This is a genomic window from Gordonia crocea (assembly GCF_009932435.1).
GTDB lineage: Bacteria > Actinomycetota > Actinomycetes > Mycobacteriales > Mycobacteriaceae > Gordonia > Gordonia crocea.
Genome location: NZ_BJOU01000001.1, coordinates 2,093,313 through 2,114,355, shown reverse-complemented (window position 1 = coordinate 2,114,355; position 21,043 = coordinate 2,093,313). Strand labels below are relative to the sequence as shown.

The window sequence follows — 21,043 nt, the reverse complement described above, 5'->3', positions numbered from 1 at the left end:
ATTCCTCACAGATCGGGGAGCGGGAGGTCGAAGTTGGGGGCGAGGAGGCCGCCGTCGACCTCCAGCACCTTTCCGGTGAGATATGCACCGGCGTCCGAGGCGAGGAAGAGTGCGGTGGCGGCGATCTCCTCGGGTTTGCCGAGACGGTGCGCAGGGGTGCGCTCCTCAATGGCGCCGCGCATTCCGTCGTCGGCCGCCACCACCTCGAGGGCCGACGTCAGAATCGCCCCCGGGGCGATCGCGTTGACGCGGATCCGGGGATTGAGGTCCAGCGCGGCGACGCGGGTGTAGTGCGCCAGTGCGGCCTTCACCGTGCCGTAGACGGCGAACCCACGGCCTGGAAGCCGGCCGACCGCCGAGGTGATGTTGATGACCGAGCCGCCGTCGGGGTTCTTGAGCAGATGCGGGACAGAGGCGACCAGGATCTCGTGTGCCACAGTCACATTGAAGTTGAACGCGCGGTCGAGGTCTTTGCCGCGCGTGTCGAGGAAGGGCTTCGGATAGGCGCCGCCGACGTTGTTGACCAAGATGTCGAGCCGGCCCAATTCGGCGATGGCCGCATCGACGAGAAGCGACGGCTCCGCCTCCGACAGGTCGGCCGGCACCACGACGGCACGCCGGCCGGTGGCCCGGATGCGCTCGGCGACCGAGTCGAGGTCGGCGGCGGTGCGCGCGGAGATGACGACGTCCGCACCGGCTTCGGCAAAAGCAACGGCGGTGGCGGCGCCGAGGCCGCGCCCAGCCCCGGTGACGATGGCGGCTTTTCCGTCCAGACGGAACATGTCGAGGATCACCGGCCACACATTACGCTTGACGCATGGCTGCCAACCTTGAAGTCGTTGCCGGAGACGAATGCGTCTGCGCCTGTCATCGGGACCCGTCGATCCAGCATGTCGTTGCCTGCTGCGCGGACTGCGAGCAGTGCGCGACGCGGGTCGTGACGGGCTCGCTGTCCACGCACAAACCGTCGCGGTGCGCGGGATTCCGGTCCGGACGGTTGGCCCTGCACGTCGACGCGGTGATCAGTGTGCTCGCCGGCATCGCGGTGATCGTCTTGGGTCTGGTCCACACCGTGATGCCGACGGCCGTGCACGCTGTTGTCGGCGTTGCACTCGCAGCGTGGGGTGTCGCCCTGTGGTTGGCGCCCGCGCGGTGGCCGTTGCGAGCGGTGCTCGCCGTGGTGACGGCCGTCAACATCGTCGCGCTGATCGCGTTGGTGGTCGTTGTCGCCGTCGCGTCCGGCGACCTGAGGTGGCTCGCCCTCGTCGGCGCGCTCGTCGTCGTGATCATCGGGATCTGGGAGTGGTTGGCGCTGCGCAAGACCCAGGGCCCCGTCGGCGAAACCCGCTGAGACCGTCCCGGTCAGGGGCGCCGCCGCTGTCCGAGGTAGAAGCGGGCCGCCTCGGCGATCGCGTCGGGGGTCGGAGCGGGAGCCCACCCGAGTTCGCCGACGGCTTTGCCGTGGTCCATCCGCGGCATGATGTGCATGAGCCGCACCGAGGTCGGCGTCAACAATGACGTGGTGCGCCGCAGTCGCGGGGCCAGACTGGCGGCACCGGCCATCGCCGTGAGCCGTCGAACCGAGACGGCTTTCGACGGTGGTTCGACACCGACCGCCTCGCACGCGACAGCGAAAATCTCCTTCGGCGACATGTATCGCTCCGCGACGATATAGCGCTCACCAGGGCGGCCGCGGTCGGCGGCGAGCGTCATCGCACGGGCGGCGTCGGCAATTCCCACCACTTCGGCTCCGATGCCCTCGACGTAGAAGGGCATCTTGCCGTAGACGGCGGCTTTGACCATTCCGCCGTGCGGGGTGGGGAGATAGTCGCCGGCCCCGTAGGTGTTCGCGACGCACATGGCCACCGCGGGCAGCCCGTGGGTGTCCCGGTATGTCATCACCATGTCCTCGGCGGCCACCCGGGTCTGCACGTACTCGCCACCACGGCGCATCCAGTTGTTGCGCACCTCCTCGGTGGCCGGCCCAGCCGCGGGTATGCCGATGGTGGCCACCGAACTCGTGAACACGAACCGGCGCAGATCGGCTCGTGCGACGACGTCGAGGACCCCGCGCAAACCCTCGACGTTGGTCCGCCACATCGGCGTCGCATCGCGCAACCACGGGCGTGCGTCGACGACGCAGTAGTAGACGACGTCACACCCGGCGATGGCGGCGTGCATCGAGGCGGGGTCGAAGATGTCGCCGGTCACCCGTTCGACCTCGAGGCCGTCGATTCCGCGTGTATCGCTCGTCGTGCGCACCACCGCCCGCACCTCCTCGCCGCAATCGACGAGGTCGCGCACCACATGGGCCCCGAGGAAGCCGCTGGCCCCGATGACGACGCTCTTGCCCGTCGGCAAGGCGGTCAGACCAGCCGGTCGGCGAGCCACCCGGTGACGTCGGCGATGACCGTGTCCCGGTTGGTCTCGTTGAGGATCTCGTGGCGGGCGCCTTCGTAAACGATGGGCGTGACGTCGAGCCCGGCGGCACGGAATCGCTCGACGAGCGGCTCGAACAGCCCGAGTCCGCCGTTGACCGGATCCTGGTCGCCGACGGCGATCAACACCGGCAGACCGGACCGGATCTGTGCGACGTTCGCCGGATCGGCAAGAGCGCGGGCGCCGACGAACATCGCGGCACCCGCCTCGACGTCGAGACCGAAACCGCACAGCGGGTCGGCGACGTAGCGGTCGACCTGCTCCTCGTCGCGGCTGAGCCAGTCGTAGTCGGTGCGCGCCGGGGCGAAGGCGGCGTTGAACATGGCCAGGTCCAGCGGGGCGGACAGGTCCAGGGCGGGTTCGAGGATGTCCATCGCGGCGGTCCCGGACAGCACCACCGCGTCGAATACCTCGCTGTCGGCCAGCAGGGCCTGCTGGGTGGCGAACGATCCCATACTGTGTGCGACCAGGCCCAGCCGGAGTCCGGGTTCGCGTTCGCGGATCAACCGCCCGAACTCGCCGATGTCGGCGACGAGCCCGGCCCAGCCGTCCGCGCCGATCGCGCCCGGCTCGCCGGCGATGCTGGCCCCGTGCCCGCGCTGGTCATATCCGTAGACGGCGAATCCCTGCGCGCACAGGGCGTCGGCCAGACCCTGATACCGCAGCACGTGCTCGCCCATGCCGTGGACGATCTCGACGGCCGCGCGCGGCGGCCCCTCGGGAGCCCAGTGGTACGCGGCCAGGGTGGTGCCGGTGCTGTCGGTGAAGTCGAACTGCTGGGGCGAAACCATGGTCGGGCCTTTCAATCGGGTCAGTCGCGGCGGAGCGCCAGGACCGGGATGGTGCGGATGCCGGCAACTTTTTCGGCGTACCCGGCGAATCCCGGATAGCGCCGGGCCTGTTCGTCGAAGACGCGGTCCCGCTCGGGGCCGACGAGCTCGCGCACTCCCACGTCGTAGGTATCGGACCCCACCTCGACGCGCGCGGTCCCCGCGGCGACGAGGTTGTGGTACCAAGCTGGATTGGTCGGTGCCCCGGCCTTGGAGGCGAAAACATAGATGGTCTTCTCGTCGTCCTCGTCGGGCAGATACATCATCGGGGTGACGTATGCCGTGCCGGATTTACGCCCGACGTGGTGGACCAGGACCATCGGCGCGCCCTCGAAGGCGCCGCCCACTTTGCCGTTGTTCTCGCGGAATTCGTTGATGATCGCGGTGTTCCAGTCACTCATTGCGCATCCCGTCGGTTGTCTCGGTGCCCCCAATTATGCTGACGTCGAGGGTGACCGAGGAGGGTTTGTGGGTAACGAGCCAAGCGAACGGGCCGATGTGGCCGAACTCCGACGACGACGCGCACTGACCGAGGACCCGGCGCGCGCGGATGTGGTGGCCAAACGCCACGCGAAGGGTGGTCGGACGGCCCGGGAGAATGTCGCCGACCTCGTCGATGAGGATTCGTGGGTCGAGTGGGGCCGCTACGCCGTCGCCGGCCAACGGATGCGCCGGTCGCGCGACGAACTGATCGCCACCACGCCGGCCGACGGAATCGTCGCGGGGATGGGATCGGTGGACGGTCGGGCGACGGCGGTACTGGCCTATGACTACACCGTGATGGCCGGTACCCAGGGGATGCGCGGCCACAAGAAGACCGACCGGATGTTCGACGTCATCGAACGCACCGGTGTCCCGGTGGTGTTCTTCGCCGAGGGCGGTGGCGGGCGGCCCAACGACACCGATTTCCCACTGGTCAGCGCCCTGGACGCCGAGTCTTTCGCGCTGTGGGCGAGCCTGTCGGGCAAGTCGCCGCGCATCAGCATCGTGAACGGGTCGTGCTTCGCGGGCAATGCCGTCATTGCCGGTTGCTCGGACTTCCTCATCGCCACCGCGTCGGCGTCGATCGGCATGGCCGGACCGGCGATGATCGCCGGCGGCGGGCTGGGGGAGTACGCGGCCGAGGAGATCGGCCCGGTCTCCATGCAGGAACCCAACGGGGTCGTCGACCTCGTCGTCGCCGACGAGGCCGAGGCGACCGCCGCGGCCCGCCGGTTGTTGGGCTACTTCCACGGCCCGACCGACGACTGGAAGGCGCACGACCAGGATCCGTTGCGCGATGCGGTGCCGGAGAGCAGTCGCACCGCCTTCGACACCGTCCCGGTCATCACGCGGCTGGCCGATCGGGATTCGGTGACCATTCTGCGGCCCAAGTTTGCGCCCGAGATGATCACCGCGCTCGTGCGGATCGAAGGGCGTCCGGTGGGGATCCTGGCCAACAACAGCATGCACATGGCCGGCACGGTCACCGGACCGGGAAGCGACAAGGCGGCGCGTTTCGTGCAGCTGTGCGACTCGTTCGGGATTCCCCTGGTGTCGCTGCTGGACACCCCGGGCTACATGGTCGGCCCCGACTACGAGCGCGACGCGCTGGTCCGCCACTGCAGCCGACTACTCATCGCCGCGGGCGCCATGCGGGTGCCGAGCATCGCGGTGATCCTGCGCCGTGCCTACGGATTGGGTGCGCAGGCCATGTGCTTCGGGAGTCTCAAAGCGCCGTTGATCACCATGGCCTGGCCGGGCGCGACGCTCGGCGCCATGGGCCCCGAGGGGGCGGTGCGGCTCGCCGCCCGCAAGGAACTCGCCGCCATCGACGACGACGCAGAGCGCGAAAAGCGGGTTCGAGAGCTGACCGCCATGCTCAATGAATCATCGCGGTCGTTCAACGCGGCCGAAGTGTTCGAGGTCGAGGACATCGTCGATCCGGCACAGACGCGGCAGGCGATCGCCCACACGTTGGCCGCCGCCGGACCGGTGACGGGGAGCGGACGCCCCGTCGACGCTTGGTGACCGGCTAACCCACCAACAACCGGTCGGTCCGGTTCAGGGTCAGTGCGGCGATGACGACGCCGATCGTCACGCCGATGAGCGTGTCGCCGACGCGGGGGAGAAGATGGTGGAGCAGGAGTATCCGCGCCGCGACTAGAGGTCCAGCGCGGACCAGACCAGGTCAAGGATCTGCGCCCGACGGGCGGACGTAGCCGGCGCGTCGCCGTAGAACCCGTTGATGATGAGGCCGTCGACCAGAACGCCGATCAGATCTGCTGAAGCGTCGACATCGCGGACCGCGGTGTCGGCGAGGAAGCCGCGTACGCGGGCACTCCACCACTCGTTGAACCGTGCCAGTTCGGTGGCGACCACGGCTTGATCTGCCGCCGCGACGATGGCTGCGAGCCAGAACCTGTGGGCGGTTTGCGACCGCCCGATCAAGGCCCAATCGAGCAGCGCGCGCAGACCCTCCGCGCCGGACCTGCCGCCAATCACCTCATCGGCTTCACTGATCCGGCGATTGACTTCACCGCGAACGGCGACGCGGAGCAGGTCGTCACGCGACTCGACGTAGTGGGTGACCGCCGACGTCGAGGCGCCGATGCGATCGGCGACGGCCCGCATGGTGGCGGCGGCGAAACCGGACTCGCCGACGATGTCGACCACGGCCGCGTTGATCGTCGCGCGACGGGCTTCGGGATCGACGAGTCGGGGCATGGCACCATCCTAGTAGATGTGTCACACTTGTTATACAACGCACGTTTCATATACGGGGAGAGCGTCGTGGCACAGGAAGCCGATGTGGTGGTGATCGGAGCGGGGTTCGCCGGACTGACGGCGGCCCGCGCTCTGCTCGAGGCAGGCGCCTCGGTCCGGGTGCTCGAGGCTGCGAGCCGCGTAGGCGGTCGGGCCTTGACGGAGACGTCGGCCGCGAACAGTGCCGTCGACCTGGGTGGGCAGTGGGTGGGTTCGCAGCACAGCGAGCTTCGGGCGTTAGTCGCGGACATGGGGATAGACCTGTTCCCGTCTTACGACGTGGGTAAGCAGACGGTTCTCGTCGGCGGGAGACCGATCCCGCTGGTCTCGATGACAGGGGCCGGAGTTGCGGTGGGCCTGACCCGGTTGGCGCTTGCCGTTCGCTCTGGGGTGGGGGTCCGCGATGACCGTCGGCTGAGTGATTGGCTGGCGACGGTCAAGCCGAAGCAGGCGCGGCGCCTCCTTGACGTCGCACTGACCGAGCTCACCTGCCGCCACGCCGACGATGTGTCGATCTCGGCAGTCGCCGACATGTTCGCCGGGTCCGGGGGCATCAGGGAAATGCTGACCGTGAGGGGAGGCGCTCAAGACTCGCTCATCGTCGGGGGAGCGGGCGCCCTCGCCGAGGCGATGGCCGACGAGCTCGGCGATCGTATCGCTCTGAACGAGCGGGTCACCGAGATCGAGCAGTCGACAGCGGGGGTGACCGTCGGCACTGCCGGGGGAGCGATGCGCGCGAGTCGCGTCATCATCGCGGTGGCGCCGCCGGCTACGACGCGCATCGTTTACCGACCCGCGTTGCCCGGCGCACACACAGAACTGCAGCACAGCCTCCGCATGGGGTCGGTGTACAAGGCCGTCGCTGTCTACCCGCGACCGTTCTGGCGCGACCACGGCTGCGACGGCCAGGCGTTGATGCTCGACGGTCCGATCCGGTCAGCTTTCGATGTCTCGCCGCCCGACGGCCCCGGACATCTGTGCGTCCTGGTGCCCGGACCGGCTGCGGTGGGCCTGGACGCATTGAGCGCTGATGCTCGTCGGGTCGCCGTTCTTAGAGCGGTCGCCGACCACTTCGGGCCGGGAGTCGCCAGCCCGCTGAGCTTTCACGAGAAGTCGTGGCAGCACGACCAGTTCGCCGAGGGGGGATATATGGGTCTGCCGACTCTGCGTCAACTTGCCGCTGTCCGCGCCGAGCGAGCCCGACCGACGGGACGCATCCACTGGGCCGGAACCGAGACTGCAGACCGTTTCAACGGGTACTTCGAAGGGGCGATCCGGTCGGGTCGCCGCGCAGCCGGCGAGGCCCTGGCAGCACTCTGACTGTCCGCATTGCCGGAATCGCCGCAGCTCATTCATAAAAACTAGCGGGGTTGAAGGGTGCGATTCGGCCCCGTTCGGCGCCTGGGCGTGGTTATCGTGCGGACGGTGTGCCGCATGGCGCGCACTGACGGATCCATTTCGCGGCTATTGAGAGGGAACCCATGAACAGGACTGTGTTGCGCCGCTCGGCGGGGATTGTTGCGAGTGTGGCGGCCGCCGCCGCCATTGTTGCGGGATGCGACAGCAACAGCGGGAATGACACATCCGCGAGCCCGAGCGAGGCCACGTCGGCGTCGGCACCCGCCGTTGCCGACGTCAAGCTCAAGGGTGCCGACGGCACCGAGGTGACGCTGTCCGGCCCGATCGCCGCCAAGTACTCGGCGCTGAGCGCCGAGCAGAAAAAGGATCTCGGGGTACCGCTCACCGGCGACCGCAACGCCGGAACGCGGTCGAGTGGCGTCGTGTTCCAGCAGTTCAAGGGCGGGGTCATCACCGCGAAGAACAAGGAGGCGGGCACCCCGGCCTACATCACCTGGGGCAAGATCCGCGATGCGTGGAACGTCAACCGCGCCCCCGACGGCAAGCCGTCGGCCACGGGGAAGAACGGCTCGGCCGGTCCGCTGGGGGCGGCGACGAGCGACGAATTCACCGTCGGCCACTACAAGCGGTCCAACTTCGAGCACGGCAAGATCGTTTTCAACACGACCAACGGCAAGGTGACGGTCACGGTCAACGGCAAGGTGGTGCCGACGAAGTAGTCGCCACCACTGTCGCCGGTCAGCTGATCGCGAGCTGGCCGGCGATGGCCACCGTGATCAGATCACGGATGGTCTCGGTGAAGTCCATCTGGGTGGCGGCGACGGCGGGGTCGCTCTCGTAGGCCGCCTGCAGCGCGGCCGGTGGGCGGGTCTGCGGCCAGGCCCCGGCGGTGAGTAGCAGGGTGTATGCGATCACCTGGTAGGCCTGTGCGGCGGTGAGGTCGGGGATCGCGCGGACGATCGCCGCCACGATCGTTTCGACTTCGCGACCGATGGCGTGCTTGTGGCGCAGTGCCACCTCGGGGGAGATGTTGTGCTCCAACACCGCCGACTGGGCACTGACGAGGTCGCACATGATCGGCCGGGCGGCGATCGAATCGGCGATCGTCGCGGCCACCTGCCGAATCTGGGTGTCGCGCCGCGCCGTCGATGCGGCGAGAGCGCCGTCGAGGTGGGCGGCCGCCGGTTGTCCGGGACGGGTGGTCGCTGGACCGTGCGAGCGAGGTTGAACAGGTGTTCCCGCTCGGCGTCGTCGAGTCGCAGAGCGCGCGCCACGGCGTGCAGCACACTGTCCGACGCCGCCGCGAGGCCGCCGCGTGCGAGCCGCGTGTAGTACTCCACGCTCACACCCGCCAGGAGGGCGACCTCTTCGCGGCGCAGTCCCGGAACCCGCCGTGTGCCCCCGAACGTCGGCAGCCCCGTGTCTTCGGGCTGGATCTTCGCACGACGGGTGATGAGGAATTCGCGGATCTCACCTCGCTGGTCCATGGTTCCAGCCTAGGACTGCGCGCCTCGCTGTTCGACCCCGTTGGCCGCGCGTCGGTCGACGATGAGAAGCGGAATGAGACGCACGAACGTCACCATGACGACCAGTTCGACGAGCGTCTGGGTGACGACGACGAGGGGCGCGAGGTCGTAGGCCGACGGCAGTGCGAGCACCAAGGGCAGGACCACCAGCGAGTTCCGGGTGACGCCGCTGAACACGACGCTGCGCCGCCCCGGGGCATCCAGGCGGGCCACTCGCCCGGCCGCGGCACCGACGACGGTCATGACGAGGGTGAACAACACGTAGACCGGGATGACTGCGGCCAACGAGCCGATCTGCTCGCGGACCCCGGCGATCTGGGATGCGACGACCACGGCGAGGGTGGCGACCATCAACGGCACCATCGCACCGGTGGCGAGTGTTTCGACGGCGCCCCACCTGGTGCGGGCACTGGCGAGCTGGGTCAGCCCGGCGGCGATCAACGGGAGGACGATCAACACCACGAACGCCTGCGCGAACGGTGCGAATTCGACCGTGCGCACGAAGTCCGTGCCGACGAAGAACCACAGGTATGCGGGCAGGCACAGCATCTGCACGATCATCAGCAGCGGTGCGGCTGCGAGGAGTCGGTCCGTCGCCCCGCCGGCCAGTCCGCTGAACACGATGACGTAGTCGATACACGGGGTGAGCAGGACGAACAGCACGCCGATGAGCAGTGCTTGGTCGTCGGCGACCAGGCGGGACACGGTGAAGACGACGAGGGGGACGGCGACGAAGTTCACCGCGAGGACCGTCGTCAGGAACCGCCAGTCGCGCAGCGCCTCACCGATCCGGGCGAACGGGATCCCGAGGAAGGTCGCGTAGAGGAGCAGGCCGAGGAGGGGCTCGATCGACGACTCGGCGGTACCGACGACTGAGGGAACGGTCACGCCCACCGCGGCGCCCGAGGCGATGCCCGCCAAATAGAGCGGCACCTGGTGCCGCTCGAGCCAGGCCACGCCCCCGGGTCGCCTCACGCGGGTTCCCGCTCCCGGTTCTCCTCGCGCCACACCAGCACACCCGCAACAAGCGCGAGCACGATGACGACACCGGCGAAGACGGTTCCGGCGGTGCGGACGCCGACCGCCGTCGCCAGGACGCCTTCGGCGACCACGGGCACGCTGATTGCGATGTAGGTGATCACGAAGTAGGCCGACGTCGTGGCGGCGCGGTGCTCGGGCGGGGACAGCGCGGCGATTCCCGACAGGCCGCGGGTGAACGCCACGCCCTGGCCGCTGCCGCCGATGACCCCGGCGGCGGCGAGCAACTCCCAGTTGCCGGCCTGGAGGGCGGCGATGAGCAAGGACATCCCGACGACCATCAGCGCGATCGCGACCGCCTCGGCGATCTCATCGGCCAACCGGCGCCCGCCGATCTGCCCGATCAACGATCCGGCCATCACGGTGACCGCGAGCAGGGCTTGCCCGATGGTCGAGTCGATGCCGGTGTACCGGGCCGCAATCGTGGGCGCGAGGGCGGTGAACAACCCCATCACGGCGAAGCCGGCGAAACCGAGGAGCGCGGCGCGGATGAAGAACGGCCGGACGACCGGCGGGACCGTCAGGGGGAGGAACCCGAGCCGCTCCTCGCGGTGGCGTCCGCGGGTTTCGGGGACGACGAGGACGAGGCCGGCGGCCAGCACCATCAGCCCCAGGTGGACCCAGTAGGAGGTGCGCAGCGGCTGCGGCGCCCACGTGACGAGCATGGCGGCGATGACCGGACCCAACCCGAGACCGCCGACGGTGGCGAGGGTCGCCAACAGCGGCGCCCGGGTAGCGAGCCGGCCGCGGGCCATCTCGATCACCGCCACCGATGCGGTGCCGACGAACACGCCGGCCGACATCCCGGAGACGATACGGGCGATGAGCAGCATTGCGGTGTTGTCGGCGAGCAGGAAGACCGCGTCGGAGGCGGCGGCGAAGACGATGCCGAGCGCGAGTACCGGCCGTCGCCCGAGGACGTCGGACCAGGTGCCGAATGCCATCAGCGCGGCGAGCACGCCCACCGCGTACATCGCGTACACGACCGTGACGGTCAGAACCGAGAACCCGAAGGCGCGTTCGTATTCCGCATAGATGGGCGTCGGCATCGTCGTGCCGATCATGACCGCCGCGAGCACGACCATGAGGGCGGCGGTCTGCGGCCCGCGGCTGGACGCGGGCTCGACGGGGTCGTTGGCGGGAACCGACATATCGGTGGTGGTCTCGATTCGTTGCTGGGGCACCGGGATTCAATTGTCCATGGCGCGGGCGTACATGTGGGGGATGACGTCCTCGGAACGCCCGGTTTCCTCGATGTTGTGGCGGATCCAGTGATCGGCGGTGCGTGCGGAGTAGAACAGCGGCCGCACCGCGTTCACCGCTCGCCACGGCCCGGACTCGAATCCGATGGTGGTCTCGGCGTAAAACCGGAGGCCGCCCGTCGTCGGGCCGTAGAGATGCACGATCCGCCCGACACGCACGCCGGCCTTGTGGATGTCGAAGGTGAACTCTTCCTCGTCGAGGCGGGTGGTGGTGACGGTGGCGTGGATGCGCTCGCGGTAGTCGTTGAACTGCTCATCGATGGTGAACGTGGTGTCCGTCCCGATCTTGGCGGCGGGAGTCGCCACCGGCGCAGGGGTCACCGCGATGTGGTCGCGGTGGTGCCACAGGTGGTAGTGGCTGACCTCGGGGCCGGTGAAGTCGACGCCGTTCCAGGTCGTCGTCCCGGCGAGGTTCTCGAACCACCAGCGCATCATTTCCGGGGTCACCCCGGCGATGGTGTCGTGTTCGATTCTCACCCGGATCAGTCCGGAACGGGTGAACTCGACGTCGACCCATTTCGCCGATGAGACCGGCTTGAACGCCAGCGTGCCCGCGCGTTCGAGTGCTTCGCGGGCTTGGAGACGGTCGTGCCGCAACGCGGACAGTTCGGATCCCGCGGTCTGACGCACCGCGCCGTCGATCGGCACCTCAAGCTTCCGGAAGGGTCGACGAGCGCCTACTTCCGCACGCGGGCGAGCCTGCTCACGGCCGCCACCCAGCGACTGGGGGAACTCGATCTCGCGTCCATCGAGGGCCTGACCGCCGCCATTCCGACCGTGGCGGATAAGGAGACGCCCGGGCGCCTCGTTGCGGCCATCGTCGATGACTGGACCGCCCCGTCGGCGGCACCGCGCCAGCTGGCACGGATCGAACTGCAACTCGAGGGGGTGCGGACACCCGACGTCGCCGCAGCGCTCGCCAATTACCGCGCTGCGTTCATCGGCTTGGCCCAAGCAGTGCTCGAAGCACGTGTCGTGTCGGAGTCGGACACCGAGTCGGACACCGAGTCGCCGGTGGACGTGACCGCGATGGCCGGAGTACTCACCGCCGTCGTCGACGGGCTGATTGCCGACCGCCTGCTGCACGGGCGCACGGCGGTGCGCGACGACCGACTCGTCGACACGCTCGATCAGTTGCTCTTCCCGCTGCACCTGCCTTCGTCGCCGGCCGCCGCGGCAGATGCTGCGGCCCAACCGGTGGTGCCGACTATTAAGTCAAAACCAGCGCGATTCGAGCACTAGCCAGCGATTCGATGCTGCAGAACACTAGCCGATAAGGGGAGCCATTTGCGTACCTGACCTGAACTATCCAAAGGAGAAAATAATGACAGCAAGCGTCGAGACGGTCGATGCGGTCGTAGTCGGTGGCGGTTTCGGTGGTATCCGAACCGTCGACCTGTTCAAGAACAAACTCGGCCTCGACAAGGTCGTCGGCATCGAGAAAGGCAAGGCCTTGGGCGGGACGTGGTACTGGAATCAGTACCCCGGCGCCCAGACCGACACCGAGACTTGGGTTTATCGCTTCTCTGACGATCGTAGTGCCCCGAACTGGAACTCGCGATATCTCAAGGCAGAGCAACTGCAGGAGCAAATCCACGATACGGCCGAGAAGAGCGGTGTCCTGGACAACTATATCTTTGACAACTCCGTGGTCTCGGCTCACTACGATGAGGAATCCAAGCGGTGGAACATCGTCACCGATAAGGGCCGGCAATTCGCCGCGACTTACCTGGTCACCGCGCTCGGTATCCTCACCAATCCTTACGTGCCCGACTGGCCGGGTAAGGATGTTTTTGAGGGCGAAGCCTTCCACTCGGCACGGTGGCCGAAAGACCTCGATCTGACCGACAAGCGCGTGGCTGTCATCGGCACCGGCCCCTCGGGCAGCCAGATTGCGGCCACGATTCACCCGCTCGCCAAGGAGGTCACGGTCTTCCAGCGTCGGGCACAGTATGTCGTCCCGATCAACAACCGGGAGGTGGACGAGGCGGAGAAGCAGGAGATCGTGGCGAACTATGACGCCATCTGGGACACGGTCTTCACTTCACGATTCGCCATGGGGTTCGTCGAGGGCAGCAAATCCGCCCTGGAGGTCTCCGAAGCAGAACGCCAGGAGGTGTATGAGCGAGTCTGGAACAAGGGCGGCGGCTTCCGGTTCTTCTTCGAGACATTCGCCGACATTGCCACCAACGAGGAGGCGAATGAAACCGCGGGAGACTTCGTGCGCGGCAAGATCGCATCGATTGTCAAAGACCCGAAGACCGCCGAACTGCTCCAGCCCACCGGCCTTTACGGAGGCCGGCCGCTGTCCGCCGACGGCTACTACGAAGCCTTCAACGAGCCGCACGTCTCTCTTGTTGATATCAGCGAGAACGAGATCGCAGAGATCACGCCGACCGGCGTGAAGCTGGAAGACGGGCAGACATTCGATGTCGACGTCATTGTCTATGCGACCGGTTTCGACGGCGTCGACGGGGCTTACCGCAATATCGACGTCACCGGCCGGGGCGGGGTCAAGTTGTTTGATGTGTGGAAAGACGAGTCGAACGCCCTCTATGGCGTCAGCGTATCGGGATTCCCCAACTTGTTCACGGTGACCGGACCGGGAGGTCCGTTCGCAAACATGCTGCCGACGATCGAGCTGCAGACCGGTTTTATCGCCCAGTTGGTGGAGGAGGCTCAGGCGCGACAACAGCCGGTCGACGCCAATGCCGAGGCGCAGGTCCGCTGGTCCGAGACCGTTCAGGAGATCTCGAAGCTGACCGTCTTCGACAAGGTCAAGTCGTGGATCCAAAACGACAACATCGAAGGGAAGAAGAAGTACAGCGCGTTCTTCCTGGGCGGGCTGCAGACTTACGACAGCAAGCTGAACGAGGAAGCCGCCGCGAAGTACCCTTCCTTCGAGTTCAGCGCCTGAGTCGGGACCAGAATCCCGTCTTGGTCGACACAACCGCCCGGCGCCATTGCGTGCGCCGGGCGGTTTGTCGCCTTCTATCATTACGTCACTGTGACGGTTCGTGGTGGGGTCATCAGCGGGGGGCTTGAGCGTTGAGGACTGTCGGGGCCGGCGCCTAGAGTCTAGAAGCTGACGAGCACGGGTCCGCCGTCTGGAGCCTGAGGCGGACAAGCCATGCGTGGCAGACGCCAGGCCGCTCGGAGACCGCAACGACGCCACGCGGCCAGCTGGAACCAATCGAATTGCGCGCAGGCCGAGAACGGTGAGGCCGAGCCTTCTCATCGTCGATGAGTCTGCTGATCTGTTTCCGCTCGTCGTCGTTATGCCGATAAGATACATTATGTTAAGTGAACCGTCGCATCGCGCAGCCACAAACCTCAAGCAAGCGCCCCCCCCTGTCGGATGAGCGCCGGAGTACAGCGGATCGAGGCCGACGCCAACGCGCAGGACAAGTGGATGTCGCATGTCGACGAGATGGCGGCCGGCACTCTCTTCCAGACCGCGGACTCGTGGTACGTGGGGGCCAACATCCCGGGCAAGCCGCGCGGGTTCAGCTTCTACATCGGCCCCGGCTACATCAGCCGCTGCAGCGAGGTCGCGTCGAACGGTTATCCCGGATTCACGCTCGCCTGACGACCCACCCGTCACAACAACCCACCCGCAACAAAACAACATCGCAAAGGACAGCAATCATGCGTATCACCCGCAAAGGCGAGTTCCCCGGTTTCCCCGGCTCGCCCGACAACTTCACCGGCGATGTCACCTTCACTGACATCTACATGACCGACGAGCCCGGCCGGATCGTCGGCGGCACCGTCAAGTTCTCCGCCGGTGCCCGCACCCACTGGCACAGCCACCCCTTCGGCCAGATCCTCATCGTCACCGAGGGCACCGGCTGGACCCAGTGCGAGGGCCAAGAGCGCGTCGAGATCAACGAGGGCGACATCATCACCTGCCCCTCGGACATCCGGCACTGGCACGGTGCGACGTCGGCCACCGGCATGACACACATCGCCGTCGCCGAGGGTATAGACGGCGCCTACGCCGACTGGCAAGAGCCAGTCACAGACGAGCAGTACCTGAACTGATCTCGGCGTGAACTGGAGGCATGCGGTCGCTGAAACACCGACACATCAAGACGCTCATCGAAAGCGCGCAGCGGGCCCCGCACGCAGATAGTTCTCCGTCCGGGGCGCACAAGCCCGCGGAGTGGTCGATGCCGGCGAGGCCCTCTTGCGCCAGCTCGAAGAGCTTTCGAGCGGAGACGCTGTAGAGGTGCAGCTCGACATCGGGGCGCTGCTCGACATCCCCCTGGCCGTGGCGCGCCGGCACCTAGCCAGCGCACCCCGCCTCACGAGACACAAGTCACGTCCCAGCCGCATTTCGCGATACCAGTTGCCTAGCGGTGGTACCCGACTCTGTACCAAGGACTTCCCCACTACTGCCGTCGCACGCAAGCCTTCGACAGTCGTGAATACGCAGTGATCGAATATGCAGCGTCTCCAGTTGATCGTCGCATCGAGCAGCCACAGACCTCAAGCAAGCGCCCCACAACCACGCCAACCTACGCTGTATATGTCACTGCGCATGACCGTCATCGCGCAAGTCCCAGAAACGCCATCAACGAGCGTTCGACTTCAATGAGCTGTTCGGATGTCAGACGGCCGACACGCGTCTGAACATTCGACCGCCGTACCGCGGTTAGCTTGTCAACCATCACGTCACTGTCCCACTCGAGGCCCGAGATCGAATCGCGATCACCCGGGATACGAATACGCAGCAGAGGTGCATCGATGAGCTTGCTCGTCATTGGCGCAACGACCACCGAAAGGGTCGAATCGAACAGGTCATCCTGCACGATGACGGCCGGCCGCGGTTTGGACGCATACACACCACCCGCGACTGTCCAGATTTCGCCGCGAATCACGCCTCGTCGTCCCAAGGCGCGGCGACAGCCTCGACGAAATCCTGCTCATCCCCATCGGCGTCGGCCTCTGCCACGAGAATCGATTGCTGGTGGGCTTGCGCGGCAAACTCTGGCGTTCGTACGTCAGGAACCCAGACCTGCAACGGTCGCAAGCCTCGCTCACGCATCCGGCGCCGGTACTCGCCAACCCTGTCCCTCACCGCCATGTCCACATGTTACATGTAACGCTTCGGCGTGGCCAGGGTGCGCTATTGCGCAGGCTGGAGGGTGCCTACCCCCCAAACGCCTACGACAGAACGCACCTCGTGTCCGGCGACGGTATCCGCAGATCCACCAGGTACTCCGCGACCGCGGTGTTGACGCAGTCGCTGGTCCCTGCGTACGCGACGGTGTGTTGTTCTCCCTCGACGGTCAGTACCGCCCCGCCAGGCGCTGTGGCCAGCGCGACGCCGCTGGCGTACGGGGTCGACGGATCGCCGGTCACCGAGATCACCAGTGATTGCGGCAGATCGACGATGTTGTTCGCGTAGGGATATCCCAGTGTCGGCTTGCCGGGCCAGAACTCGCACGGGTCGCGGGTGACCGATCCTCGACCTGCATCGGTGAACGGGGCGGCCTGCTGGATTTCGCGTTTGAGCGCACTCTCCTGCTGTGGCGTGTGGCGATCCTCGTCCATGCAGTTGATGGCGAAGATCGCCTGGCTGAAGTTTCCATACCGGCCGTCGGGTGTCCGGCCGGCGAAGCTGTCGGCGACCTTCTGCAGCGTCGCGAACTCCCCGTGTTGCAGTTCCCCCAATCCCTTGATGAGGACCGGCCAGACCGCCGAGACATGCCAGACCGCCGAGACATAGAGACCCGATGTCACGGCTCTGTAGGCCTCATTGAACCCGAAGGAGCCTCGGTCACCGGCCGGGATCGGGTCGTCGATCAGCGGTCGGACCAGATCGAGGAACCGCTCGGTGGCCTGCGCCGGAACAGAACCCAGGGGACAATCCGACTGGCGCGAACAGAACGCGGCCAACTGGTCGAACGCACGCTGAAAGCCGCGCCACTGGATCACGCGCCGGCTCGAGGTATCCAAGTTGGGATCGACGGCACCGTCGAGAACCAGGGCCCGAACCTTCTTCGGGAACATCTCCGCATAGACGGCGCCCAGACGCGTGCCATAGCTCTGACCGAGGAAGTTCAGCTTGGAATCGCCGATCGCTTCGCGGAGGACATCCAGGTCGCGGACCGTGCTTCGCGTGCTCATCGCCTGCAACGCGTCCATTCCCCCGGTGTGTTCGGCACACCTGTCGACCAGAGCGCGACTGCCAGCCTCGGTGACCTTGCCCAGCCCGACGGTGGCAGACATGGCGGCCTCGCCACGATCCACCTCCGCGTCGGAGAAGCAGCGGATTGCGGGAGTCGACGCGCCGACGCCGCGCGGGTCGAACCCGATCACGTCGAACCGTTCGGTGAGCGCGCTGCGCGCCCATGTCGTCGCAGCCCCCGCTGCCATCGGCACTCCGGGACCGCCCGGCCCACCGGGATTGACGACGAGGGACCCGATCCGCTGTCCACGGGCCGGAACCTTCAGGACCGCGATCTCGGCGGTCCGTCCCTGCGGCGAGTCATAGTCGAGCGGCACCCTTCAAGCGGGCGCACTGAAACCGCTTGTCCCCCACAACGATTGCCTCATCCGTCGAGGTGGAGCCGAACCCGGCACAGGAACCGAAGGTCAACTACTGACCGTAGAACGCGTCCAACGCCTCACGGGCGCCTCCGCCAGACGACGTCGAGCACGCCCCGACCGCACTTGCCGCCACCGCCACCGCCAGGACCGCCGCGCCACGTCTCGCAGGTCTCCCCCACACCCCTAACCCGTCATGGCCCCATCATGGCCGATTCCGCACACGCGGCGCGTGCCATCGTCGCGCGGGCTCATTTCGGTAGGCCGCTATTCGATAGCGGTATATTCAGGCCATGGGCCGCGCGACAACACCGATCGACGACAATCCCCTACTGCTGGAGCGCCAGGTGTGTTTCGCCTTGGCCGTGGCCAACCGCTCGGTTCTCAAGATCTACCGCCGGGTGCTCGACCCGCTCGGGCTGACCCACCCGCAATACCTGGTGATGCTCGCCCTCTGGGAACACGAACACCTCTCGGTCAAGGCGATCGGTTCGCTGCTCCAACTCGACTCGGCGACCCTGTCCCCGCTGTTGAAGCGACTTGAGGCCAACCGATTCATCGAGCGCCGCCGGCGCGACGACGACGAGCGCAGTGTCGACATCCTGCTCACCGCCTCGGGCCGCGCATTGCGCGAGCAGGCGCTCGACGTCCCTGGCCAGGTCGTTGCGGCGCTCAACGTCGATCTCGACGATCTCGTCGAACTCCACACGGTGTTGACGAAGGTCAACGCCGCGGCGCTGCAAGCCGACCTGGCCTAGGTGTACTTCCCCGTGAGGTTGTGTACGCGGTCTGAGGGGACTTGGCCGCCGATCCCGGTGTGGGGTCGGTGGTGATTGTAGTGGTGGAGCCATGCGGTGTAGGCGGCTTCTCGTTCGGCTTCGCTGGCATAGGGTTTCGCGTAGGCCCATTCGGCGGCCAGGGTCCGGTTGAAGCGTTCGACCTTCCCGTTCGTCTGTGGCCGGTAGGGCTTGGTCTTCTTGTGTTTGATCCCGGCGTCGGCCAGTGCTTCGGCGAACATCGTTGAGCGGTAGCAGGAGCCGTTGTCGGTCATCACTGCGGTCACCCTCACACCGTGCTCGGCGAAGAACGCGTTCGCCCGCCGCCAGAAGCCGGCCGCGGTCTCCTTGCGTTCGTCATCAAGGATCTCCGAGTACGCCACCCGGGAGTGGTCATCGACGGCGTGGTGCAGGTAGCGGTAACCACGCGAGCCCGGTGCTCCCGAGCGTGCTGCCCGGTCGCGGGCCACACCGGCGGTACGGTCGGCGGCTGATCCGCGACCATGCACACGCCAGCCGCCGCCGTCGGGGATTCGGCCTTGTTTCTTGATGTCGACGTGCACGAGCTGGCCGGGCCGGCCGACCTCGTACCGTTTCGGTTTCGGTCTGCGTACCGGCAGTCCGGTGGCCTGGTCGATATTGGCCAGCAGCGGCATCTGATAGCGGTCGAGGACCCGGCCGACCGTCGAACGCGGGATACCCAGGTGATAGGCGATCCGATGCGGGCCCCACCGGCGGGTGCAGCGCAGGTTGATGATCCGGCGCTCGGTGCGGCGGGGCAGCCGGGCCGGTGAACGTGTGGGCCGGGAACTGCGGTCGGTCAGCACCTGGCCGGCGCGGTAGCGGTCGGCCCACCGCTTGGCTGTGGCCGGTGAACACTGGAACCGTTCGGCAGCGCGCCGCAGTGACCAGCCCTGGTCCACCACGAGTGAAGCAAGACGTCGACGCCCCTCGGGCGTCAAAGGTGCGTTAGCGTGAGTCACGAAGACCTCCGTGGCTAGATGGTGGTTGTGGTAACCCACATCCTGCCCGGAGGTCTTCGCCTCACCTCAGATGTTCACAACGTGTCGGGGAAGTACACCTAGGACTGCCGGCTCAGATCTCGACCGGTACGCCTCGTAGCCCCACCCCTTGCCGTGAACCGTTGCGACCCTTGAGAATGGGCAAATCAGGCAGACCGATCCGGCGAACCCCAAAGGGCGCTCCATGACCGACTCGATCCTGCGCGTGCGCGACTATCGCCACCTGTTCGGCGCGCAGTTGGTCGCGCTCGCCGGCAACGGCCTGGCCACCGTCGCACTGGGGCTGCTCGCCTTCCAACTCGCCGGCTCGTCGGCCGCCGCCGTTCTCGGCACCGCGCTGGCGATCAAGATCGTCGCGCTGATGCAAGCAGCATCGGCGGCCTTCACCCCGACCTTCCAGGCGACGCTGCCCGAAGTGGTGCCCGACGAGGCCCCAGTACACCCGGGCACTGTCCTTGTCTCAGTTGGCGGCCACCATGGAGACCCTTCTCAGCCCGTTGCTCGCCGCGGTACTGATCACCGTCGTCGACTTCCACTGGCTGTTCGGTGCGACGGCCGCGGGCTTCGTGGCCTCGGGTGTGCTCGTCGTGACCAGCCGGATTCCGAATGCGTTGCGCGGCAACGACTATGGGGTGGGCGAGCGCCTGTTCACCGGTGCCCGGATCTTCTCAGCCACCCCCCGATTGCGGGGGTTGATGGGCTTGAATCTCGCGGTGTCGGCAATAGGCGCGATCGTCATGGTCAACACCGTCAACCTGGTCCAGGAGCACCTGCGGCGACCGGCCGCCGATGTCGCGTGGCTGCTGACCGCGAACGGCGCCGGCATCCTCGTCGTCGCGATGGCCATTCCCCGGCTCCTGCGGCGCTATGGCGAGCGACGCGTGATGATCACCGGGGCCGCGACGATGACGGCGGCCGGGGTCGTGGCCCTGATCGCCGTCCGGTGGGCACCACCCCGTCGTGGCCGGTGCTCTGCGCGATCTGGGCGGTGATCGGGATGGGCAGCGGCGCCGTGCTCACCCCGGCCGGCAACGTCATCCGACGCTCGAGCGCTCCCGCTGACCGCCCGGCCCTGTTCGCCGCCCAGTTCTCGTTGTCGCACGCCTGCTGGCTCCTCAGCTACCCGATCGCCGGGTTGCTGGCGACGTGGCGCGGCTATCCGGCGGCCTGGACACTCCTCGTCGCCTTGGCCGTGCTGGGCACGGCGACCGCGTTGCGCGCATGGCCGGCACGCGAGACCGACCAGGTCGAGCACTGCCACCCGTTGGGCGCCGCGGACCGGCCCACGTCCGCGGCGCCACGCGGACCGAACACGGCTACACCCACCGCCACGTGTTGGTCATCGACCGCCAGCACCGTCACTGGCCCGACGACAAGGGTTTTCTCGCCGTCTAGGCGTTCCCACCCCGCCCGACGTCGCAGTGTGCGACGGTGGCAAGAGCCCCCGAGCTTCGGGAGTGACGCCGAAGGGAGAACGTCGTGACCATCGCA

The 21,043-nt window shown here is 67.1% G+C and carries 25 protein-coding genes and 1 pseudogene; 11 read left to right on the top strand and 15 right to left on the bottom strand.

Translation table 11 applies throughout. The features are described from left to right. Positions 1-5: 5 nt before the first annotated feature. Entirely contained in the window at positions 6-794 is a 789-nt protein-coding gene (locus nbrcactino_RS10020) for an SDR family oxidoreductase (RefSeq protein ID WP_161927213.1), read from the bottom strand. Positions 795-817: 23 nt separating this feature from the next. Here nbrcactino_RS10020 and nbrcactino_RS10015 point away from each other — a divergent pair, with 23 nt between their 5' ends. Further along, complete coding sequence (locus nbrcactino_RS10015) at positions 818-1,351, top strand: hypothetical protein (RefSeq protein WP_161927212.1); 534 nt, start codon at positions 818-820, stop codon at positions 1,349-1,351. Between the two features lie 11 nt (positions 1,352-1,362). On the opposite strand, the gene nbrcactino_RS10010 is transcribed toward nbrcactino_RS10015, so the two are convergent. Genes nbrcactino_RS10010 through nbrcactino_RS10000 form a run of 3 tightly spaced genes read right to left on the bottom strand, consistent with a single transcriptional unit; the run spans position 1,363 to position 3,670 of the window. Next, on the bottom strand, positions 1,363-2,361 hold the full coding sequence (locus nbrcactino_RS10010) for an NAD-dependent epimerase/dehydratase family protein (RefSeq protein ID WP_161927211.1): 999 nt from the start codon (positions 2,359-2,361) through the stop codon (positions 1,363-1,365). Between the two features lie 5 nt (positions 2,362-2,366). Next, positions 2,367-3,230 (bottom strand): alpha/beta fold hydrolase, encoded by an 864-nt coding sequence (locus tag nbrcactino_RS10005; protein ID WP_161927210.1) that lies wholly within the window; start codon positions 3,228-3,230, stop codon positions 2,367-2,369. Between the two features lie 20 nt (positions 3,231-3,250). Next, on the bottom strand, positions 3,251-3,670 hold the full coding sequence (locus nbrcactino_RS10000; RefSeq protein ID WP_161927209.1) for a nitroreductase family deazaflavin-dependent oxidoreductase: 420 nt from the start codon (positions 3,668-3,670) through the stop codon (positions 3,251-3,253). A gap of 67 nt (positions 3,671-3,737) precedes the next feature. On the opposite strand from nbrcactino_RS10000, the gene nbrcactino_RS09995 reads away from it, so the two are divergent. Next, entirely contained in the window at positions 3,738-5,279 is a 1,542-nt protein-coding gene (locus nbrcactino_RS09995; RefSeq protein ID WP_161927208.1) for an acyl-CoA carboxylase subunit beta, read from the top strand. Positions 5,280-5,411: 132 nt separating this feature from the next. On the opposite strand, the gene nbrcactino_RS09990 is transcribed toward nbrcactino_RS09995, so the two are convergent. Next, positions 5,412-5,975, bottom strand: a complete 564-nt coding sequence (locus nbrcactino_RS09990) for a TetR/AcrR family transcriptional regulator (protein WP_161927207.1) — start codon at positions 5,973-5,975, stop codon at positions 5,412-5,414. A gap of 66 nt (positions 5,976-6,041) precedes the next feature. On the opposite strand from nbrcactino_RS09990, the gene nbrcactino_RS09985 reads away from it, so the two are divergent. Both nbrcactino_RS09985 and nbrcactino_RS09980 read left to right on the top strand, forming a co-directional pair. Continuing rightward, a complete protein-coding gene (locus tag nbrcactino_RS09985; RefSeq protein ID WP_161927206.1) occupies positions 6,042-7,334 on the top strand; it encodes a flavin monoamine oxidase family protein in 1,293 nt (430 codons plus the stop codon). Between the two features lie 161 nt (positions 7,335-7,495). Beyond that, positions 7,496-8,092: an LGFP repeat-containing protein gene (locus nbrcactino_RS09980; protein WP_161927205.1), complete on the top strand. Its 597-nt coding sequence runs from the start codon at positions 7,496-7,498 to the stop codon at positions 8,090-8,092. 19 nt (positions 8,093-8,111) lie between these two features. Here the strand turns inward: nbrcactino_RS09980 and nbrcactino_RS09975 are convergent, their stop codons facing one another. The 5 genes and pseudogenes from nbrcactino_RS09975 to nbrcactino_RS09955 all read right to left on the bottom strand — a co-directional run bounded on the left by nbrcactino_RS09975 (position 8,112) and on the right by nbrcactino_RS09955 (position 11,796). Next, positions 8,112-8,489 carry a hypothetical protein gene (locus nbrcactino_RS09975; protein WP_228460766.1) on the bottom strand — a complete coding sequence of 126 codons (378 nt, stop codon included), beginning with the start codon at positions 8,487-8,489 and terminating at the stop codon, positions 8,112-8,114. A 74-nt stretch (positions 8,490-8,563) separates the two neighbouring features. After that, positions 8,564-8,860, bottom strand: a pseudogene (locus nbrcactino_RS09970) (helix-turn-helix domain-containing protein); the annotation flags it as partial. 9 nt (positions 8,861-8,869) lie between these two features. Beyond that, positions 8,870-9,874: an arsenic resistance protein gene (locus nbrcactino_RS09965; protein ID WP_228460765.1), complete on the bottom strand. Its 1,005-nt coding sequence runs from the start codon at positions 9,872-9,874 to the stop codon at positions 8,870-8,872. Further along, entirely contained in the window at positions 9,871-11,121 is a 1,251-nt protein-coding gene (locus nbrcactino_RS09960; protein ID WP_228460764.1) for an MFS transporter, read from the bottom strand. The genes nbrcactino_RS09965 and nbrcactino_RS09960 overlap by 4 nt, the downstream gene beginning before the upstream one ends. 6 nt (positions 11,122-11,127) lie before the next feature. Beyond that, complete coding sequence (locus tag nbrcactino_RS09955) at positions 11,128-11,796, bottom strand: hypothetical protein (protein WP_161927203.1); 669 nt, start codon at positions 11,794-11,796, stop codon at positions 11,128-11,130. Between nbrcactino_RS09955 and nbrcactino_RS09950 the strand changes: the two genes are divergently transcribed. From nbrcactino_RS09950 to nbrcactino_RS09935, 4 genes are all read left to right on the top strand, one after another. Then, a complete protein-coding gene (locus tag nbrcactino_RS09950) occupies positions 11,788-12,441 on the top strand; it encodes a TetR/AcrR family transcriptional regulator (protein WP_161927202.1) in 654 nt (217 codons plus the stop codon). The two genes, nbrcactino_RS09955 and nbrcactino_RS09950, sit on opposite strands and share 9 nt — an antisense overlap. Positions 12,442-12,523: 82 nt before the next feature. Continuing rightward, positions 12,524-14,116, top strand: coding sequence for a flavin-containing monooxygenase (locus tag nbrcactino_RS09945; RefSeq protein WP_161927201.1), 1,593 nt, complete (start codon positions 12,524-12,526; stop codon positions 14,114-14,116). A gap of 441 nt (positions 14,117-14,557) precedes the next feature. After that, positions 14,558-14,788, top strand: coding sequence for a hypothetical protein (locus nbrcactino_RS09940; protein ID WP_161927200.1), 231 nt, complete (start codon positions 14,558-14,560; stop codon positions 14,786-14,788). Between the two features lie 59 nt (positions 14,789-14,847). Beyond that, a complete protein-coding gene (locus tag nbrcactino_RS09935) occupies positions 14,848-15,243 on the top strand; it encodes a (R)-mandelonitrile lyase (protein ID WP_161927199.1) in 396 nt (131 codons plus the stop codon). Positions 15,244-15,749: 506 nt separating this feature from the next. Here nbrcactino_RS09935 and nbrcactino_RS09930 read toward each other — a convergent pair. From nbrcactino_RS09930 to nbrcactino_RS09920, 3 genes are all read right to left on the bottom strand, one after another. Then, complete coding sequence (locus nbrcactino_RS09930) at positions 15,750-16,082, bottom strand: type II toxin-antitoxin system PemK/MazF family toxin (RefSeq protein ID WP_161927198.1); 333 nt, start codon at positions 16,080-16,082, stop codon at positions 15,750-15,752. Next, positions 16,079-16,288, bottom strand: coding sequence for an antitoxin MazE-like protein (locus tag nbrcactino_RS09925; protein ID WP_161927197.1), 210 nt, complete (start codon positions 16,286-16,288; stop codon positions 16,079-16,081). The genes nbrcactino_RS09930 and nbrcactino_RS09925 overlap by 4 nt, the downstream gene beginning before the upstream one ends. Positions 16,289-16,368: 80 nt before the next feature. Further along, a complete protein-coding gene (locus nbrcactino_RS09920) occupies positions 16,369-17,712 on the bottom strand; it encodes an alpha/beta hydrolase (protein WP_228460763.1) in 1,344 nt (447 codons plus the stop codon). Positions 17,713-18,047: 335 nt separating this feature from the next. Here nbrcactino_RS09920 and nbrcactino_RS09915 point away from each other — a divergent pair, with 335 nt between their 5' ends. Next, positions 18,048-18,512 carry a MarR family winged helix-turn-helix transcriptional regulator gene (locus nbrcactino_RS09915; protein ID WP_161927196.1) on the top strand — a complete coding sequence of 155 codons (465 nt, stop codon included), beginning with the start codon at positions 18,048-18,050 and terminating at the stop codon, positions 18,510-18,512. Here the strand turns inward: nbrcactino_RS09915 and nbrcactino_RS09910 are convergent. After that, complete coding sequence (locus nbrcactino_RS09910; protein WP_161927195.1) at positions 18,509-19,513, bottom strand: IS481 family transposase; 1,005 nt, start codon at positions 19,511-19,513, stop codon at positions 18,509-18,511. The genes nbrcactino_RS09915 and nbrcactino_RS09910 overlap by 4 nt on opposite strands. A 112-nt stretch (positions 19,514-19,625) precedes the next feature. Beyond that, positions 19,626-19,994 carry a hypothetical protein gene (locus nbrcactino_RS18185; protein WP_228460762.1) on the bottom strand — a complete coding sequence of 123 codons (369 nt, stop codon included), beginning with the start codon at positions 19,992-19,994 and terminating at the stop codon, positions 19,626-19,628. 34 nt (positions 19,995-20,028) lie between these two features. Here nbrcactino_RS18185 and nbrcactino_RS18180 point away from each other — a divergent pair, with 34 nt between their 5' ends. Together nbrcactino_RS18180 and nbrcactino_RS18175 are read left to right on the top strand one after the other, a co-directional pair. Next, positions 20,029-20,544, top strand: a complete 516-nt coding sequence (locus tag nbrcactino_RS18180) for an MFS transporter (RefSeq protein WP_228460761.1) — start codon at positions 20,029-20,031, stop codon at positions 20,542-20,544. After that, positions 20,496-21,035 carry an MFS transporter gene (locus nbrcactino_RS18175; RefSeq protein ID WP_228460760.1) on the top strand — a complete coding sequence of 180 codons (540 nt, stop codon included), beginning with the start codon at positions 20,496-20,498 and terminating at the stop codon, positions 21,033-21,035. Before nbrcactino_RS18180 ends, nbrcactino_RS18175 begins: the two co-directional genes overlap by 49 nt. Positions 21,036-21,043: the final 8 nt, after the last annotated feature.